Here is an 18,766-nt window from a genome sequence, read left to right as displayed (position 1 = left end):
AAGGAGCTGCAATTTGCAGCTCCTTTAATATTAGTATTTAAACTTCTCAATCATTTCAGATAAGTTCTTGCTTGATTTTCTAAGACTCACAGCATTTTCGGTTATATCATGAACACTAGCCTGGAACTCATCTGCAAATGCAGCAACCTCCTCAGTAGAAGCAGCAGTTTCCTCAGATACAGACGCGATGTTTTGGATGGATTCAAGAATGTTGTTTTTCTTTTCATCCACTGTTGTAATTCTCATACTCACATCATCTATTCTGTCAATCATTTGATCTAAAGAACCAGATACATTGTCAAAATCATCTTTAGACTGGTTAACTGCTTCAGATTGATTTTCTGAAATCTTTAAGACTTTTTCCATAAGAGATTTTGTTGCATCTACTTGTGCTTGAATTTCTGTTACAATATTAGAAATCTCGACTGTAGAATTATTGGATTCTTCGGCAAGTTTGCTAACTTCATTGGCAACCACTGCAAATCCTCTACCATGTTCTCCAGCCCTAGCCGCTTCTATGGCCGCATTTAAGGCCAATAAATTGGTTTGACTTGAGATGCCATTAATGACTTCTGTTATCTCAGAAATTTGCATAATCTTATTATAAAGTACATTAACTGCCGCATTAATTTCATTTGAAGCTTCAATGTTTTCATTATTGCTATCACTCAAACTAATCATAGAATTTTTACTGATTTTATTAATATCTTTAATTTCAATAGAAGAATTTTTCATAACGCTTGAAATATCATTGATGTTGTCTATCTCTTCACCAAGTTCAGATAAGTTTTCTGCAGTGGTCATAACGACAGAAGCCTGGTCGGTTGCACCATCTGCTATTTCCGATGTAATGGTTGAAAGTTTATCCGATGATATAGCGACTTCACTGGTAATGGTTTCTAGTGAATCACATACAACTTCTAAGTTTTCACTTGATGCAGATATCTCAGCAACCATATCTCTAATGGTGCTTATAAAGAGATTGAAATTGTTAGATAGCTCACCAATTTCATCCTTGCTGGTAACTTCTAAGACATGTCTAAGATCACCTTCTCCATTTGCTATTTCTTCTAATTTAGAGTTGACCTTCTTAATGGGCTTAACAATGATTCTGTTGCCGTTTATGTAGCCAAAGATTAACATAACAACACCAAAAATAGATAAGATAATCAATTCAGTTTCAAAGACCTTAATTTTTTGATCGTAATTGCTTTGATACATAACAACAACATTGTTCATGCCATTTTTTAAGACCATGGCATTTTCTGATATGTAAGCAAGATCTTCACTTGTCGCACTTCCATCGAGTACTTTCTTTGCTGATGCAGTATATTGACCAAGCTTGTCTTCAAGATCGTGAATCATATTAACAATTTCATCATCGCTGTTAGCATCAAGGTTTAAGGATTCATCTCCATCTACAAGCGCTTTGGTTATTTTATCATATTGGGCTAATTCTGATTCCAGAAGTTCTTTAGCATACGATAAATCTGTTATTTCTTCGTCACTCTTGTACAATTGAACAGCATAGTTACTGATTAACATGGTTCTCATTCTTTGACTACCGGATAGGTTAATTGCAACCCCATCATCACTCATACTGTTGAAGGTTGCAAATGCAGTAACAACTACAACAACAAATGGAATAAATATGAGTATGAAAACTAGTAATAATTTTGATTTGATACTTTTCATTTTGCCTCCTAATTCTAAATATAAATATTTATAATTGTAGCATCAAACCACTGATAATTCATAAAGTAATCCCACTCTTAATACTTTTTTAGTATTTAGACTAAAATCGTACACTATGCCCCCAAAGCTTTGTATTTACTGCAAAAAAATGTAATCCCTCGAAGACCTAGATAATAAAATAAAGTCAACTCACTTGGAATTGACTTCATCAACTATCTCGCTAACCACCCACCATCTACGGCTAATGTATAACCATTCACATAGCTTGCTGCATCTGATGCTAAAAATACTACAGGTCCTGACAAGTCTTCTGGATCACCCCATCTTGCTGCAGGTATTCTACCTAATATCTCAGCATTTCTCTTTTCATCTGCTCTAAGTGCAGTGGTATTATCTGTTGCCATATAACCTGGTGCAATGGCATTGACATTGATATTATCTTTCGCCCATTCATTGGCCATAAGTCTTGTAATGCCCATTACACCCGACTTACTTGCAGTATAAGATGGTACTCTAATACCACCTTGGAAAGAAAGCATAGATGCGATGTTGACAATATTACCTCCTGTACCCTGCTTCATAAACTGCTTTGCAACAGCTTGTGAAAAGAAGAAAACTGTTTTGACGTTGATGTCCATAACATCATCCCAGTCTTTTTCCGTAAAATTGATAGCATCTTCTCTTCTGATGATACCAGCATTGTTAACTAAGATATCAATATGGCCAAATGTCTTTACTGATTCTTCAACGATAAAATCCAGCTTGTCAATAGACATAAGGTCTGCTTGAATATGAAGATACTTTCTCCCTAATCCTTCAATGATTTCTTTTGTTTCATCCGATTGATTTGTATAATCGACACCAACAATATGAGCACCTGCCTCTGCAAGTCCTTTAGCCATTCCTTGACCAAGACCTCTGCTCGAGCCAGTTACAATGGCAACTTTACCCTCTAAAGAAAATTTATTTAACATAATTACCTCAAATCTTTCATATCGATATGATCCATATCATTAAACGTCTTGTTCTCGCCTACCATACCCCAAATAAAATTATAAGCTTTATTGCCGCAACCAGAATGGATAGACCATGATGGCGAAATAACCGCTTCTTCATTTCTCATAATAATGTGTCTGGTTTCATTTGGTTGACCCATCATATGAAAAACGAGATCATTTTCAGAAAGGTTGTAATAAAAATAAACTTCCATTCTTCTTTCATGGGTATGACATGGCATTGTATTCCATACATTACCTTCATTCATCTTAGTCAGTCCCATGCTCAACTGGCATGTTTCTAGTACTTCTGGATGTAAAAATTGATAAATCGTTCTTTGATTGGCAAGACTAGGATCGCCTAAAGGTACCTGCTTTGCCTTTGTAATATCTATGTGTTTGTCATCATAATGACAATGTGCAGGTGCACTTAATGTATAAAACTTGGCCGGGTCATTTTGATCAGCACTCTCAAAGTAGACTTCTTTAGCGCCTTGTCCCACGTACAAACCATCTTCTGGATTCATGGTATATGTCTTACCGTCAACGGTAATCATGCCTTTTCCACCAACATTGATAACACCTAACTCACGTCTTTCAAGGAAGTAATCAGTGCCTAAATTTGCCATGATATCAAGTTCTTCACCTAACTCCTGTTTTTCAAGCGGACAATAACCCATGGTAATAATTCTGTCAATGTGACTGTAAACACGCTTAATCTTTCCAGGTATAAACAGGTCTTGAATCAGAAATTCATCTCGGAGTCTCTCTGTTGTATAATGCTTTGCGTCTTTCGAATTTGATGGTTCTCTAATAATCATTTGTACTCTCCTATTCTTTTTTACTACTTTCATAATAAAACGTTTGATGAACAAATTCTTACCGGATTTTGTGAGTTTAGATAAATAAGTGTGCATATCTTGTAACGATTGTTTGCACAATGCTATTATCATTTGCATAATCCGACTATTTAAAACTAGTTTCTAGACAAAGTTATCCTAATTGATTATGCTTTTTTCGGAGGTACTATGTATTTATTTTCATATTTTAAAACAGAAAAAGAAGCATTATTTTATGCTATTAGTGAAGACGGTTACAAGTTCAAACCCTATAGTGAAGAAGCCATTTTAGAATGTCATGTCGGCAATAAAAGTGTAAGAGATCCCTTTATTTTTCAAGACCAAGGAGGACTTTATCATTTATTGTTTACAGACAGCTGGGCATCTACAAAAATCGTTCATGCCACCTCTTGGGACTTGATTCATTGGTCTGATCAGGAACTTATAGATGTTATGGGAAGTGTTGAAAACACACGAAATGCGTGGGCTCCAGAATGTATCTATGACCATAAGACTAAAGTCTATGTCATCTTTTGGTCATCTACTGTCGGTAAAAAGGAAAATGGCCACAGAATATGGGCAGTCAAAACACCTGACTTCAAAAGTTTCTCTGATCCTTTTATTCTATTTGATCCAGGATACAATGTGATCGATGCCAATATAATCTATCACAATGATGAGTACTTGATGACATTTAAAGACGAAAGAGGCGAAAATAAAAAAGGCACTGATTATAAGAGACTCAGAACTGCTAAATCACATTCTGCTTTAGGTCCCTTTAATAGTATTAGTGATATGTTTCTTTCTGAACTGGTAGAAGGTCCAACGGTTTATCAAGTAGAAGACAAGCTTCTTATGCTTTATGACTACTTTTCTGAACCTTTTTATGGTGGAGCAGAACTCAATAATTCATGGGAGGAATTTACAAAGTTTGACATACCAAAGGATGCAAGACATGGATCCGTCATCAAAATAAAGGATATATTAAAACAGGTCTAAGTGACCTGTTTTCTGTATGCTCTAGGTGGCACACCTACATAAGCAGTAAATGTTTTTGTAAAGTAACCAATAGATTTAAAGCCACAATCAAAGGCAACACTTGTAATACTTTCATGGCTGTCTCTTAAAAGCTTCATGGCTTCTTTCATGCGAATGTCCAAAAGATAATTCATGGGGGTTTGATCTGTTACCTTCTTGAATAAGCGAGAGAAATGCGAAGAGGACATGTTGACTGCTTGGCTTAAGTTCTCCACTGTAATTTTCTCCTGATAATGAAGCATCATGTAATTGATTGCAGGTTCTATTAAAAGCAGTTCCTCACCTGATAAACGATCAACAGACAGACTCTTGTGATGATATAAAAATATTTCTCTCATAACCTTAAAGAGCTGCTCTTTTAAGGCCAGTTCATAAAGTAAGTCTTTCTCCATGTAGATTTTATACATATTTTCAACAGACTGATTAACCTTATGCCAAAGTTCATGGTTCATATCATAAACATGATCTACCTGTTTATTATCTAGTAAATAATCAACTTGCCTTTTAGTTTCATAAGCTTCTAAAAGACTGGATATGTATTTTCTTTCAACCACTATACCTAGTATAGCTGCATCATCATCTAAGCTTTCAATGCCATGTAATTTCTTACATGGTACAAAAATAATATCATTTTTATGACCAATAAAATTATGACCGTCTAGTCGAACAAGTACCTTACCAGAAAGTACTTTTATAAACTCGAAATTCTTGTGCCAGTGATAGACAACCAATATTTTATGATGACTTTGAACAGTCATTCTAATGGGTAAATTGTATTCAAATTTTTCTTTCATGACAGCTCCTAAGCAGAATAATATAAATTTATAGCAGAATACTACCTGTTTTAAGATATTTTACAGCAGTATAATACAAATATCAAATAATAAAGGAGAGAAAAATGAATCTACCTAAGAAATGGAGTCCAGGTTGCATCTTTGCATATTCTGGCCTAAATGATGTAAACACTTACTCAAAAAGCATAGTTGGTATGCTTGCTGCTGATGCCATTGGCATTGATTTTAACACTGAGGATAGGATCAAGTTAAGATTTTCTATGAAGAAAGTAAGAAATGTTTCATACAAACTTGTTTCATCAGATATGATACTGGCAAACATCCTACAGGAAAAAGAGTCCTTACTTGAGATTATGATGGTAAATGAAAACACCTTATTAGGTCGCGCCCATAAAGATAATGTCCCTTACATCTTTTCTGAAGCTGGGATATTTCCAAGTCAAACGCATGATATGCAAACAATCAATACACATGATGATCATATTTGTCTAAAAAAAGTCTTCCACAAGAACTATGTCACATTTGCACTATGCATCAGCAAGAGACATCTACAAGATGCACATGATCAAGTCGAAAAAGCACTTACATTTGATTTTCAAGCTCTTATTTCTGACAAATATGCTTACTTTAAAAGTCTTCCTGACTTTTCTAAGTTTGATTCAAAGGAAAAAGAGGTCCTCAATAAGTGCTTCTCAGTTATGAAATCTCAAATCTATTCACCAGAGGGTCAGTTCACGGTTAGGTCTACAACACCGGATAGGGTACCTCATAAAAACATATGGTTATGGGACTCAGTTTTTCATTCACTTGGCAACAAGTATATTTCTGAGGACTTGGCATGGGATTCCATTCAAGCCATGCTTGATACTCAAGACAAAAATGGCTTTATACCACATATGGCGACACCATTTAAAAATTCAGATATTACTCAGCCACCTGTCTTTGCCTTTGGTATTGCTTCATTATATAAACATACCAAAAATATAGATAAGGTCAGAGACTTTTATCCAAAGGTTAAAGCTTATTTGGAATGGGTTATGAAAAATAGAGATCATAATGGTGACTTCTTATTCGAATGGCAAATATCTAGAAATGTACTTTGTAAATGCGATGAATGTGGTATGGATAATTCACCAAGATTTGATGATGTGGAAATCCTAGAGAGTATTGATTTTTCTTGCTTTATGGCCAAGGAAGCTCACTTGATGTCAGAACTTGCCTATGAACTTGGTTTAAAGGATGATGTTTATTACTGGAGAGACATCCATCATAAAATCAAATCGGCGATTAACGACCTTTTATGGGATGAAGAAGATGGTTTTTACTACGACTTTGAACGCACAAGAAATGAACTTCAAAAGATAAAGGCTATATCGTCATTCTTACCCCTTTATGCAGGTGTATGTAATGAAGAGCAGGCAAAAAGACTTGTAGACCATTTATTAGATGAAAACTCATTTAACACAAACTATCCTATACCAAGTATTTCTAAAGACGATGCTACTTTTGGATCTGATATGTGGCGTGGTCCTGTCTGGGTTAATTACACCTACTTGATTATTTTAGGTTTAAAAGACTATGGTTATACCGATCTAGCAGAAGAAATCACTAAGAAAACCACCGATATGATTGAAGAATGGTATGAAAAAGATGGGACACTTTATGAATTCTATGATTCATCTAATCAAAAGTCACCAAGTAAACTCAATAGAAAAGGGATTGTCCATGAACCTTACGATTTTAGAGTCAGATATCAGTCTATCAGAGACTACGGTTGGACTAACTCACTCTATCCTGTACTTAAACTGGAATTTTAAAAGCATTGATTTCTCAATGCTTTTTTAAATGCCCTAATAAATGTACTGCATACAGTGGCACTGATTTTATTCCATTACTAAATCCAAAGTTTTTTGCTGATATTTTAATTGCATAATTAGGATTATACTTTTCAATGTATACCTTCAAAGCCTTAGATTTTGTGTTCGTTGATGCTTTGACTTCTACTGGAATTATATGACCTCCTACATTGATTAAAAAGTCAATTTCAGCAGTGTTTCCAGAGCGCCAGTAATACAGACTAAAATTCTTTGCTAGCATTTGAGCAACATAATTTTCCGTTATCATACCTGAGTATAGCTTTGAACCTGATGCATTTATATCTAATGGTGTCATATCGGCTAGCTCCATCAACAGACCAACATCATTCATATAAACTTTGAACATATTTTCTTTATGATAGGCCTTTAAGGGTATTTTAGGTGTTTCAATTAAAGTAACTTTGTGAACAAGTTTGCTTTGTATCAACCACTCAATAGCAGTACCAAAATAAGCTTTCTTGCCTTTATCAGATACCAGCTTATAGTTAAACCTATGATTATCACTGCCTAGCTGAATAGGAATCGATTGATAAACTTGATTCACCTTAATAGATTCCGCATTTGTTGTGTATTTACTCATATCAGCTATGTAATCCTCAATGATGGTTTTCTTTATCTTGCTGTTATAGTGATTCAAGTCACCTTTAGCTTCTTTATATGATAATACTGACTCTGGCATGCCACCAACATACAAAAAATCTTTGTATAACTTTAAGAGTTTTTCGTGTATCACATTAAATATCTTCTGATCCAAAGTAAAATGTTTTTTAATTTCATCAGACAGCATTTTCTCATCAATTGCCCATAGAAACTCTTCGAAATCCATAGGATACATATACAAACGCTCTACTTTACCAACTGGATAAGAACTCTTAAACCTATTTAAAGCCACACCTAATAGAGATCCAGCTACAATTATTTTATAATCCAACTTATGTTCAGCAAAATATTTTAAAGATGTTATGGCTCTTTCTGAAACTTGAACTTCATCAATAAATATTATCGTATTGCTTGCATCTATAGCTTTTCCTCTATATAACCCCAAATTCCTTATTATTTCATCAGGATCAATAGACTCTTCAAATATTTGTACTATATCCTTGTCTTTATCGAGATTTAAATATATATACTCCTGGTATTGTTCTGTGCAAAACTCATTAATGCTGTATGTCTTGCCAACTTGCCTTGCGCCAATAACCATCAAAGGTTTTCTAGCGCTTTCTTGCTTCCACTTCAGTAAATCAGCAGTTAATCTTCTTTTCATTGTACCACTCCTCACCAACATTTTATCATTACACAGAGCAAACTTCAACTTTATTCATAGGAATAATATATGTATATTTGACTTTTTACATATGAATAAAGTAAATTATTTTAACTTTTATCATACGAATAATATATTACTTTTATTATATAGAGAATACTATTCTTTTATCATAAATCTACCACCTATTAAAGCTTGGACCAAGTCTTTTTCATTAGCAATTGGATCTAAAAAGATATTGAAATATGAGCCTATTGCACCATTATGATGACCATCAGAGTTGCTCATTATATGACATGATAATTTATTTGCCAAACTTATGCGCTTATCAATATCTTCGTCCTTTAAGTTACTTGAAGATACTTCAATGGCATGAGGTTTGAAATTTTCAACGTCTACTGCAATGTAATCTTGAAACCTATAAGGATGTGCAAGACCTATAAAGCCACCTGACTCTGTCACAAACTCATGGAGGTCTTCATAAATCCACTCTGAACTTTCAAGTCTTTTATCATGAAGGCCGATAACTAAAATATCTTCAGAACCTCTCGGTGTGGATACAGTGATTTCTATACCATTAAAAACTTTAAAAGGAGCATAAGATTCATTAAGGGCCTCAATAAGTTCTTTATCTAAAAACTTATGGTGATTGGTAAATACCAAGCCATCTAGCCCCTTATCAATGCCAGCTTGAACCTGTTCATATATACTTTGACTGGAACAAGCTGAATATTCTTTACTGTGTACGTGCAAATCGATTTTCACATTATCCTCCTTAATACAAAAGAAAGCCAATACGATGATTGGCTTTTAACTATCTTTGTACTCTACCAGAAGCATCGCCACCAGCTAGGGCTTCTACTTCTTCAACAGAAACCATGTTATAGTCTCCTGGAATTGTATGCTTTAGAGCAGAAGCAGCAACTGCAAACTCTAATGCATCTTTGAAATTATCTTTCTCTAGTATACCATAAATCAAACCACCTGCAAATGAATCACCGCCACCTACTCGATCGACAATTCTTACATCGTAGTGCTTAGAATGGTAATACTCATTACCGTCATAAATAAGTGCTGACCAACCATTGTCAGAAGCTGAATGGGATTCTCTAAGGGTCGAAACAACATATTTAAAGTCAAAGGCTTCTTTCATTTGCTTGAAGATAGACTTGTAACCATCTAGTTCTAATTCGCCTGTCGTAACATCTGTTTGGCCTGGTTTGAAGCCTAGAACTTTTTCAGCATCTTCTTCATTACCAATACATACATCCACATATTGCATAAGCTTAGTCATACATGCCTTTGCTTCAGCTTCTGTCCATAATTTTTTTCTGTAGTTTAAATCTACACTAACTGTAACACCGTGCTTTTTAGCAGCAATTAAAGCTTTTTCTGTTAAGTCTGCCGCTTCTTTAGAAAGTGCTGGTGTGATACCTGAAAAATGGAACCACTCAGCGCCTTCGAAGATAGTATCAAAGTCAAAGTCTTCAGCCGTCGCTTCAGCAATTGCTGAACCTGCTCTATCATAAACCACCTTAGAAGGTCTCATTGACGCACCTGTTTCTAAGAAGTAAATACCAACTCTATCGCCACCTCTTGTGATATAATCTGTATTTACACCAAATCTTCTTAAGCTGTTTACAGCTGCATCACCAATTGGATTCTTTGGAAGCTTTGAAACAAAGTAAGGTTCAAAACCATAATTGGCTAATGATACTGCAACATTGGCTTCACCACCACCATAAACCACATCAAACGAATCAGTTTGAGTAAATCTAGAATAACCTGGCGTTGAAAGTCTCAACATAATTTCGCCCATTGTTACAACCTTTTTCATGATCTTGCCTCCTTGATCTTCTTAACAAATGCTTTTGCAACTTCAGTAATTTCTTCTGGTGTACCTTTTGTCAAACCGCCACCAACACCAACTGCTACACAGCCGTTTTTAATCCATTCTCCTACATTATCAATATTTACACCACCTGTCGGCATCAAAACAGCCTGCGGAAGTGGTCCCTTAATCGCTTTAATGAAACTTGGTCCAAATGCAGAACCAGGGAATACTTTGATAATATCTGCGCCAGCTTCCATAGCTGTAATCATTTCTGTTAGTGTCATGCAACCTGGCATATAAGGCACCTGGTATCTGTTGCATAATTTTGCAGTATCAGCATCAAATGCTGGTGATACGATGTACTTAGCGCCTGCTAAAATTGCGATTCTTGCAGTTTCACTATCCAAAACCGTACCCGCACCAATGATTAACTCTTGACCAAATGTTTCCGTTAGGGTCTTGATAACTTCTGTTGCACCTGGCACTGTATAAGTTACCTCAATAGCAGGAATACCTCCTGCAATACAAGCTTTTGATATTTCAATAGCTCTCTCTTCATTTTCTGCACGAACAACAGCAACTACACCAACTTGCTCTATGGCAGACAATACTTCAAACTTTCTCATATTACCTCCTGTTTCATATTATGAAACTCAGTTTCGTTATTTATAGTTTCATTATAGTAAACTCTGTTTCAAAAAGCAAGAAAAAGAATCCGAAGATTCTTTTATAGATAACCTAATACTTGTGAAATTTTATTTGTCGCCTGGACAACAGCTTGTCCATAAGCTTTTAATTTGTCATCATCTAACCTGAATTTAGGTGTTGACACACTAATGGCATATAAGATTTGACCTCTGTGATCATAGATAGGTGCAGCCACACATATAACACCGAGTTCATTTTCCTCCATATCAATAGCATAACCTCTTTTAGAGATATCACCTAACTCACTTACCAAACCTTCCTTGCTTAGTGTAAAATCTGTAAATGGCTCGATGTGATCTATCGTCTCTAGGTATCTTTGTCTAGAGTCGTGGTCAGAAAATGCCAAATAGGCCTTACCAACTGCCGATGAATACAGGGGGATACGCTTTCCAATATAAGAATACATACGGATGTTTGACTTGGCTTCCATCTTATCAATATAAACCGCTTCATCCCTTTCAAACATGACCAAGTGAACAACTTCTTCACTTAAATCATTGAGTTCTCTCAAATAAGGTTTTGAAATTTCAATGATGTCTAAATCCTTTACAACCTTCTGACTTAAGTTGAGAAGCATGGATGAAAGATGGTATTTAGAATCATCCTTTTGAACCACATAACCTTTATATATCAATGTATGTAACAATCGATGCACTGTAGATTTATTAAGCCCGAGATATTTTGATATCTCCAATAGGTTGTTTTTACCTTCACCTATGGCTTCTAGAATCGACAAAGCTCTGTCGACTGATTGAACCACTTCTTGTTTCATAATCTAAAACCTCATTTCGTTTTTTTCTATTATAGGTGAAGATGATAAAATAAGCAAATCCGCCTCAATTGAGGCGGATATCTTAAAATCTTTTAACCAATAATACATAAGCACCCGGTAATTTGGTTCGTGTAGATACCAAATTATTTGAAGTATCTAGATAATCACTCAGCTTTGTCCATGTGTTGGTTGATTTGTTGAAATGATACATCTCAACAGATGTTTCAGGATAACCTGATAAAATTAACGGATCATATTCCATTACAATATCAATGGTGCCTGTCAGTTCATCAACCACACTTATTTCATCATTGTTTCTAGCATCAAAGCCAATAGTCACAACTTTAGAAACTGCCTTATAACCTCTAGGCACTTGATTCAGCATGTAACCTGAGTAAGCATCTTCTATGTCAGTCGATTCAATTCGGCCATATGCATTTTGAGTCAGATAAAGTGCTTGGAACTCCTTGGTATTCAGTGCTACAGGTGTAAACTGAACATCTAAACCATCATAATCTACTCTTACAAGCGAGTTACTTGTTTTGATCATCTTACCCGGTACATTGATGATACGTTTTTTCATGCCATCATAGTTTGGTGTCGATAAATCAATGTAGATATAAGATAAGTCTGAATTCTCATTCAAGGTCGTTACCACATCAGCACCAACAACTTCTGAAATAAAGTCCTTATCTGCCGGCACACCCAAGTCTCCATCTAAATCAGGATCACCCAATTCTTCAACTTCATCTAAGTCCTTATAACTCAAGAACTCTAGGTTTGACCAGTCTGAAGTACCAAAGTAGTTAACTGCCTTCAAACCGATGATCAATCGTTCATCAGAATCCATGGTTTCAATACCTTGAATAGATGGCAAACGGTAAGGTTCTAAATCTGTAGATCCTAGGTATGACATATCCAAATAATCATTCGACTTAATTTGTGATGTCGACTTACTGCCTAAATAGTAGTAAATCTCATAGTAGTTATGACCACTAGCAGTATAGTCTGAAATTCTAATGTATCTATTGTCAATCAACTCTAGCTTAAGTCCTACAGGATCACTTGGTACAGGCACACTGTAAAGAATTTCTGACTCACCATCAGATATACCGCCATCGCTGTTGATGACAGTCACTGTATAAGGATCTTCAAGTGGAATCTCTGGTGTTGTTACCCAAAGTTCCGTATCTGAGATAACTTCTACATCTGTTCCTAAATAGCCATCTGCCAAATCATAGTATTTATCGTCTCTGAAAAGACCTTTTTCACCAGTCGATTCATCTGTGTGTAAGCTTCTAGTACCCCCAAAGACAACCTTGGCGCCATCATAGAATTCTGTACCAGTCACCTTAATTCTTTGACCACCCTCTACAGAAACCCATTTAACAGTCGTTTCATCTTCAAACTCAAAGAAATCTTCAACTGTTGGATAAGATACAATTGTAATCTTTGTGTTCAAATCAGAAGCACCATAGTCGATGTTTTGTACCTGAATGGTCTTTTCACCAGGAATTAATGTTCCTTGAGGTGTTACAAATGTTAACTTTGAGCCTCTTTCCGATACGGTTGTATTGGCAATCGGCACACCACCTTTTGAACCAATGGTTACTGTCGCACCCTCTCTGAAGTCCGTACCCGTTAAGGTGATGATATGACCACCATATTGAGAGGTTTCTTCTGGTGAAATCGATTCAATCACTGGACCTGATAAAGGCTGTTGATATACAAAGAACATTGGTTTTTTATCATTACCGTATATATCAATTGGATTGGACGAGTTGGCCACACCATAATCTGTATTGGTAACTATCACAGGCAGTTCTAAACCAACCTGATTTAGTTGCCCTGCTGGTACATCGACAATCAAGATATCTAGGGTAGTATCCTCACCATCTACTGATTTTACAACCACTGATTTTTCTGCTATATTGGCCTCGTTTTCACCAATAAATGCTTTTATGTTTTCTCTAAAATCTATACCTAAAACTTCTATTTGAGTACCACCCAGTACAGTACGCTTGGTATAATACGACGTACCATCAGGTGAATTATCTCTCGGACCAACATAGTAAATTTTTGGTTCAGAAGCCGGATAAGTGTATTGGAATGTTGAAGTTGCTGTACCAAAGTCTGGATTTGTTAAAAGGACTGGTACTGAACCAATGGTATAATACGACGGTGTTGTTACAATCAAATGATTGGAAGAGTCGTATTCTGTTTTCGGTGCATAACCCCTATCAACAAATACACGTTTATCATCTATCTCTACCTTGATGTATTCAAATACCATGTCTTCATAAGTTGAACCATCGTGAACCTCTGCCTTAGTCTCTATCGGATGATAGAAATCACCTGTCGGTTGATTGGCACCATCTAGCTGTCTTAACATCTCCATTGGCAGATAAACAACAGTATCTTCATAACCATTGAATACCCTTCTGTAGATCTTACCATCTTCTGTTACCGATACGGTTAAAGTATCGTCACCACCGTGGTATTCAAGACGTAAATCGCCATCAAGTTCAACGGTTGTTCTCTCTGCATTGATCAGACCTGAATTGACTTCACCTCTAGGAATGTCTCTGTTGGTGATTTCTCCAAATCGAATACTAGCATCAAAATTATCAAGTTCTTGTGGACCTGTATCATCATTATCACGATAACCAGAATAAACGCCTTGGTAGAATCCTGAACCATAGAAATCTCTAAGTTCTTGACCAAGTTTTTTACCATGGTTCGGGTTGATGTTGTCTATTACAGGTGTCGATGATTCAAAGGTATATGTGAGCTTATTTGAAACACCAGAATCATTATTAACAACATAGACATCCACAGCACCTGGTTCATGTTCTGGTGAGATTACCTTTATATAACCTGAGGCAAACTCAACAATCTTACCTGGTACATCACCAAAGTATACAGTCGGTAAAATTGGTGAAGTCAAATATTCTTCATAATATGGATGTTCTGGATTAAATGGATGATTGGTAAGTGCACCTGCTGGCGGATTATCTAATAAATCATTCCATTCACCATCTTTAAATAAGTCTATTAGTTTGTCACCTACATTAAACTCTGGACCACCCACTAAGTTGTCATAAGGTTCAAAGAATCTGAACTCATAACCTACCAGCTCCACAATCGTACCACCATTGGTTGTGCCTTTAACTGGCAACATGGTATTAATCTGTGGTGATGACTTAGGGATAATATACTTAAAGCCTTTTGGTCTAGAATCTGTACCACCATCGTTGTTCAAAACAACAACTGGTACATCTAAGAAGGAAACGTCAAAATCACCAGCCAAGTCCTTGGTACACTTAGGCATAACGATTGTCACTGAGTTACCATCTAAGGCTACATCAATATCCGTCGGTGGCACTGGGACACCATCAATGTAAACACTCATAGTATCTTCAAAGTCTTTACCAAAAATCTTAACTGCATAGCCACCATCTACTGAACCCTCAGCCGGTGTGATAGAAGTAATCTTTGGTCTAGAAGAAGGTTGTTCAATGTAGTAGAAACCTTCTTCATCTACTTTTTCATCATATTTTGTATCAGGGTTGATAACCTTCAAATCTTTATAACCCTTACCAGAGTTCAATTGTGGTACTCTAAAGGCTATCTGATTACTGTTTAGCACCTTAGCCCTATGACCAACAATTTGATTGTCATCGTCTTCTTTATAAGGTGTTTGCATTGTAAAAGTAATCAAAGGATTTGGATCTGTTTTTTCTTTTCTAAGTGAAAAACCAGTGTCCACAATATCTGTAATATAATATTTTTCACTTACATTGAGTCTCATGACCATGTCACTCTCTTCAATGTTGAAGGTATAGTTGTTGTCCTTACCATTGATAAACTTAATTGTGTTATCAAAGTCAACAAACATACGGTAATACTCTTCTGGATTTGTATCTGCAACAAAGACAACAGATTCAGCATATTCAGCTGCTCTAGGTACCTCAGCATCACCGGACTCAAAACCCTTGAAGACCACATTGTTGTTCATGGTAATGGTAATGACCTTGCCATCAATGGTAAGTGTCGATGTACCTTCTTTGTCACCATCTACAAAATTGTCTGTGTAATTGGCTGCAAGCGTACCGATAGCTGCATCAGTGCCTTCTTTATAAATATTGACCACATTCGTCTCATACTTAAAGGTATATAAAACACCTAGATTATCTGTAATAACTGGGTCTCCATCACCATCGTTTGTTAAATAGTAATAGACATTGGAATCGTCTTTGATATAGATGTTATCTTTAAACGGGGTTACATCTACTTCCTTTTGTGTATCGTCTTTACTTAAAAATGGTAGTAGTTTTGGCACTTCATAATCTTCGAAAGTGATATTGTTTTCAATATCAAGATTGTACTCGTTAACATCCTGTCCATCTAAGTAAACTCTTGTACCGATGATTCTTAATGAATCCAGACCTGTAAGGGTCTCAGCTGTCGGGTCTTCTTTTAAAAAGTTTTGACCGTTGATGACCACATAAGTATCTGCAGTACCTTTTTCTGGTACAAAACTATCAATAATTGGATCCTGATTAAAACTTGTTACATAGTAGAAATCTGCTGTTGCAACACCGCCCGATGGGTTCTGGACAACAATTTGAGTTTGTCCAGCAGGACCAGATGGTGCTGTGAACTTCAAGATGATCTTATCACCCGATTGAGAAATTTCTCTTGAATAACCAGTGATTTCTCGACCGTCTAACCATATTTTTGCACCCTCTTGAAAGTTGTTACCTGTAATAACAATTTCTTCATTACCTTCAACAGTCACAACATTTGGTACAACCGATTCAATGATTGGAATATCATTTGTATCCACAAACTCAATGGCTTCGATTTGCATCTTCTTTTTACCAGGGTCTTGTGAATTTCTAGTTGGATTAACAACTAAGACATTTTTATAGTCAGCAACGTCGATGTTTAAGTTACGTGGCAATCTTGCGATGATCCTTGTGCCGACATCGTTGTTGGCTGTACCAGCAACTAAATTGCCCTCACTATCAACTACCTTTAAGTCTAAAATATAAGGTAGGTTGTCATCATTTTTTACATAGTTATCACCACTGGTTGGATCAGGTGTGCCTATGTCGTCACTCATATCAAAGATAAGCCCCTTGTAAGTATCTGCACCTATCGTCTTCTCAGCATTAGGGTCAATTCTAATATCATAATTTGATAATGATTGATCGTTTACAGTCTTAATTAAGATGATAGGCTTGTTAACAAAGGTGTTACCTAAATCGTCTGTATACCTATTAACTAGGAAGTTACTACCATCGATGATAAGCATCATATCTTCACCGGTGTAATAAGCACCTGGATTACCTGTCACATGCATGGTATCTGGTACAACCGATGTAATATCCGGTGTTAATGAACTCGGTATAAACTTAAAGCCATCCTGTGCAATAACGTTTTGTCTAAAGACATATTTAAATGCATTTACATTGGCAGGTTTATTAGGACCATATGTTTCTATGGTGATAACCATTTCAATATTGACGTCTTTAAAAGGATCTGTTTCTGCATCATCAGCCGATGGTGCTCGAACAAATAAGGAGTCAACCGTTCCTTGATCATAACGGATGTTGCCACTTTCATCTTCAAGATAAGTTACCTTACCACCGATCTTGATTACAATGTCCTTTTGAACGGTTACATCCACCAGTACATTGTCACCATCTGTGTTGGTTGTTTTATATTGAGCATAGTGCGGTGGTGTGTTATCTGTATTGTCCTCGTTGTCATAAGTAATATGAAGACCATCAATGTCTTGTGTGATTGTCTTTAAGTCCTCATCTACATACAAGTCCGGTACATTGATGGATGCTAGGTTTCTACCATCAATCTGAACATCAGCACCCTCTTGAGGACCTTGTGTCGGATAGATTTCCTCAATAGTCGGTAGATAAGATGCATCAACTACCGAGAAGGTATCTGGTAAAACCTGCTCAGCAATAATAGAACCATTTTGCGTATCTGTTAAAACCAACTGATACTCAAGCTCTTCAAAATCAGGATGATCTGGCACTCTGAATGTCAGCCTGTCTGTATCGCCTTCAAAGTCGATAACTAAAGACACAAATTCAGACTCATTTATTTCAGTAAAAGCCTGTCCGACTTCTGTAACAAAATAAACTTGGTAGTTTCTTGTATCACTTAAGTTATCTGCGGTAATATAAAATTCATCACCTTTGGCACCTGTGTTAGGGAAGAGTTCTGGATCTGTAACACCTAAATCCTGAACGATTCTAAACACATCATGATAAACGTAAATAATTTCTTTTTTAAATGTACCATCTCCTGCGTCAGGTACAACTTGCTCAATACTTAATGACTGGTCACCAAAACCACCCTTTGGTACTGGTGGTATATCAGCTGTAATCTGATTTGGTGTGTTGGTACCGAAATCACCATAATCAAAGTATTCTCTTTCTAGAGTCCCGTAAGATGCCTTGATGTTTACACCATCAATCAAGTCAAAGCTTGAACCTGATAGGACAATATCATCTCCAGCATCCACGTTGTATCTGGTCTTGTCAGCATCCGTGAAATTTGGAAATGTATCTAAGGCTAAATCAAACTGTACGCCATCAACGGCTAATCTAGAACCGAAACTGATGGTTTCATCTTTATCAAAGTAGTATTTCTTAAAACCTGGTGTATCTGTCTGGAGTTCACCCATGTTGTCGGTAAAACCATTGATGGAATCCTCAAACAAGATGGTTGCCTTATCTAACTCCACACCCCAAATTTCAACAAATGATCCAGAAATCTCATAACCATTATGGACCTTACGGAAGATAATCTCGTTAACAACAACATCACCTATGGTGACAGTCGCTTGAGCGGGTATGACCCCTGATGTCATAAAGACAACCAGAGCTAAAAATAATGATAATATTCTTCTTTTCATGCTT

12 protein-coding genes are annotated in these 18,766 nt (G+C 36.2%); 2 read left to right on the top strand and 10 right to left on the bottom strand.

Annotation, left to right across the window (positions count from 1 at the left end; all coding sequences use genetic code 11):
• Positions 1-30 precede the first annotated feature (30 nt).
• The 3 genes from EZV73_RS05480 to kduI all read right to left on the bottom strand — a co-directional run bounded on the left by EZV73_RS05480 (position 31) and on the right by kduI (position 3,511).
• The gene (locus EZV73_RS05480; protein WP_240839087.1) at positions 31-1,695 is read right to left on the bottom strand and encodes a methyl-accepting chemotaxis protein; all 1,665 of its coding nucleotides are present in this window, start codon (positions 1,693-1,695) and stop codon (positions 31-33) included.
• A gap of 212 nt (positions 1,696-1,907) precedes the next feature.
• Positions 1,908-2,669, bottom strand: coding sequence for a 2-dehydro-3-deoxy-D-gluconate 5-dehydrogenase KduD (gene kduD, locus EZV73_RS05475; RefSeq protein WP_255812867.1), 762 nt, complete (start codon positions 2,667-2,669; stop codon positions 1,908-1,910).
• Positions 2,670-2,671: 2 nt separating this feature from the next.
• Positions 2,672-3,511 carry a 5-dehydro-4-deoxy-D-glucuronate isomerase gene (gene kduI / locus EZV73_RS05470; RefSeq protein ID WP_240839085.1) on the bottom strand — a complete coding sequence of 280 codons (840 nt, stop codon included), beginning with the start codon at positions 3,509-3,511 and terminating at the stop codon, positions 2,672-2,674.
• 207 nt (positions 3,512-3,718) lie between these two features.
• On the opposite strand from kduI, the gene EZV73_RS05465 reads away from it, so the two are divergent.
• Entirely contained in the window at positions 3,719-4,528 is an 810-nt protein-coding gene (locus EZV73_RS05465; RefSeq protein WP_240839083.1) for a glycoside hydrolase family 43 protein, read from the top strand.
• Here the strand turns inward: EZV73_RS05465 and EZV73_RS05460 are convergent.
• Positions 4,525-5,361, bottom strand: coding sequence for an AraC family transcriptional regulator (locus EZV73_RS05460; protein WP_240839081.1), 837 nt, complete (start codon positions 5,359-5,361; stop codon positions 4,525-4,527). The genes EZV73_RS05465 and EZV73_RS05460 overlap by 4 nt on opposite strands.
• A gap of 104 nt (positions 5,362-5,465) precedes the next feature.
• Here EZV73_RS05460 and EZV73_RS05455 point away from each other — a divergent pair, with 104 nt between their 5' ends.
• Positions 5,466-7,178: an amylo-alpha-1,6-glucosidase gene (locus EZV73_RS05455; protein ID WP_240839079.1), complete on the top strand. Its 1,713-nt coding sequence runs from the start codon at positions 5,466-5,468 to the stop codon at positions 7,176-7,178.
• A 13-nt stretch (positions 7,179-7,191) separates the two neighbouring features.
• Here the strand turns inward: EZV73_RS05455 and EZV73_RS05450 are convergent, their stop codons facing one another.
• The 6 genes from EZV73_RS05450 to EZV73_RS05425 all read right to left on the bottom strand — a co-directional run bounded on the left by EZV73_RS05450 (position 7,192) and on the right by EZV73_RS05425 (position 18,762).
• Positions 7,192-8,502, bottom strand: a complete 1,311-nt coding sequence (locus EZV73_RS05450) for an ATP-binding protein (RefSeq protein WP_240839077.1) — start codon at positions 8,500-8,502, stop codon at positions 7,192-7,194.
• Positions 8,503-8,661: 159 nt separating this feature from the next.
• On the bottom strand, positions 8,662-9,267 hold the full coding sequence (locus tag EZV73_RS05445; protein WP_240839075.1) for a PHP domain-containing protein: 606 nt from the start codon (positions 9,265-9,267) through the stop codon (positions 8,662-8,664).
• Between the two features lie 49 nt (positions 9,268-9,316).
• Positions 9,317-10,339: a sugar kinase gene (locus EZV73_RS05440; RefSeq protein WP_240839073.1), complete on the bottom strand. Its 1,023-nt coding sequence runs from the start codon at positions 10,337-10,339 to the stop codon at positions 9,317-9,319.
• Complete coding sequence (locus EZV73_RS05435; RefSeq protein ID WP_240839071.1) at positions 10,336-10,962, bottom strand: bifunctional 2-keto-4-hydroxyglutarate aldolase/2-keto-3-deoxy-6-phosphogluconate aldolase; 627 nt, start codon at positions 10,960-10,962, stop codon at positions 10,336-10,338. The genes EZV73_RS05440 and EZV73_RS05435 overlap by 4 nt, the downstream gene beginning before the upstream one ends.
• 101 nt (positions 10,963-11,063) lie before the next feature.
• Positions 11,064-11,816: an IclR family transcriptional regulator gene (locus EZV73_RS05430; RefSeq protein ID WP_240839070.1), complete on the bottom strand. Its 753-nt coding sequence runs from the start codon at positions 11,814-11,816 to the stop codon at positions 11,064-11,066.
• 82 nt (positions 11,817-11,898) lie between these two features.
• The gene (locus EZV73_RS05425) at positions 11,899-18,762 is read right to left on the bottom strand and encodes an IPT/TIG domain-containing protein (RefSeq protein WP_240839068.1); all 6,864 of its coding nucleotides are present in this window, start codon (positions 18,760-18,762) and stop codon (positions 11,899-11,901) included.
• Positions 18,763-18,766: the final 4 nt, after the last annotated feature.

Origin of the sequence: Acidaminobacter sp. JC074 (genome assembly GCF_022496765.1) — a bacterium.
Classification (GTDB): Bacteria; Bacillota; Clostridia; order Peptostreptococcales; family Acidaminobacteraceae; genus JABXKX01.
The sequence above is the reverse complement of the archived record's forward strand: the minus strand, read 5'-3'. Positions and strand labels throughout refer to the sequence as shown.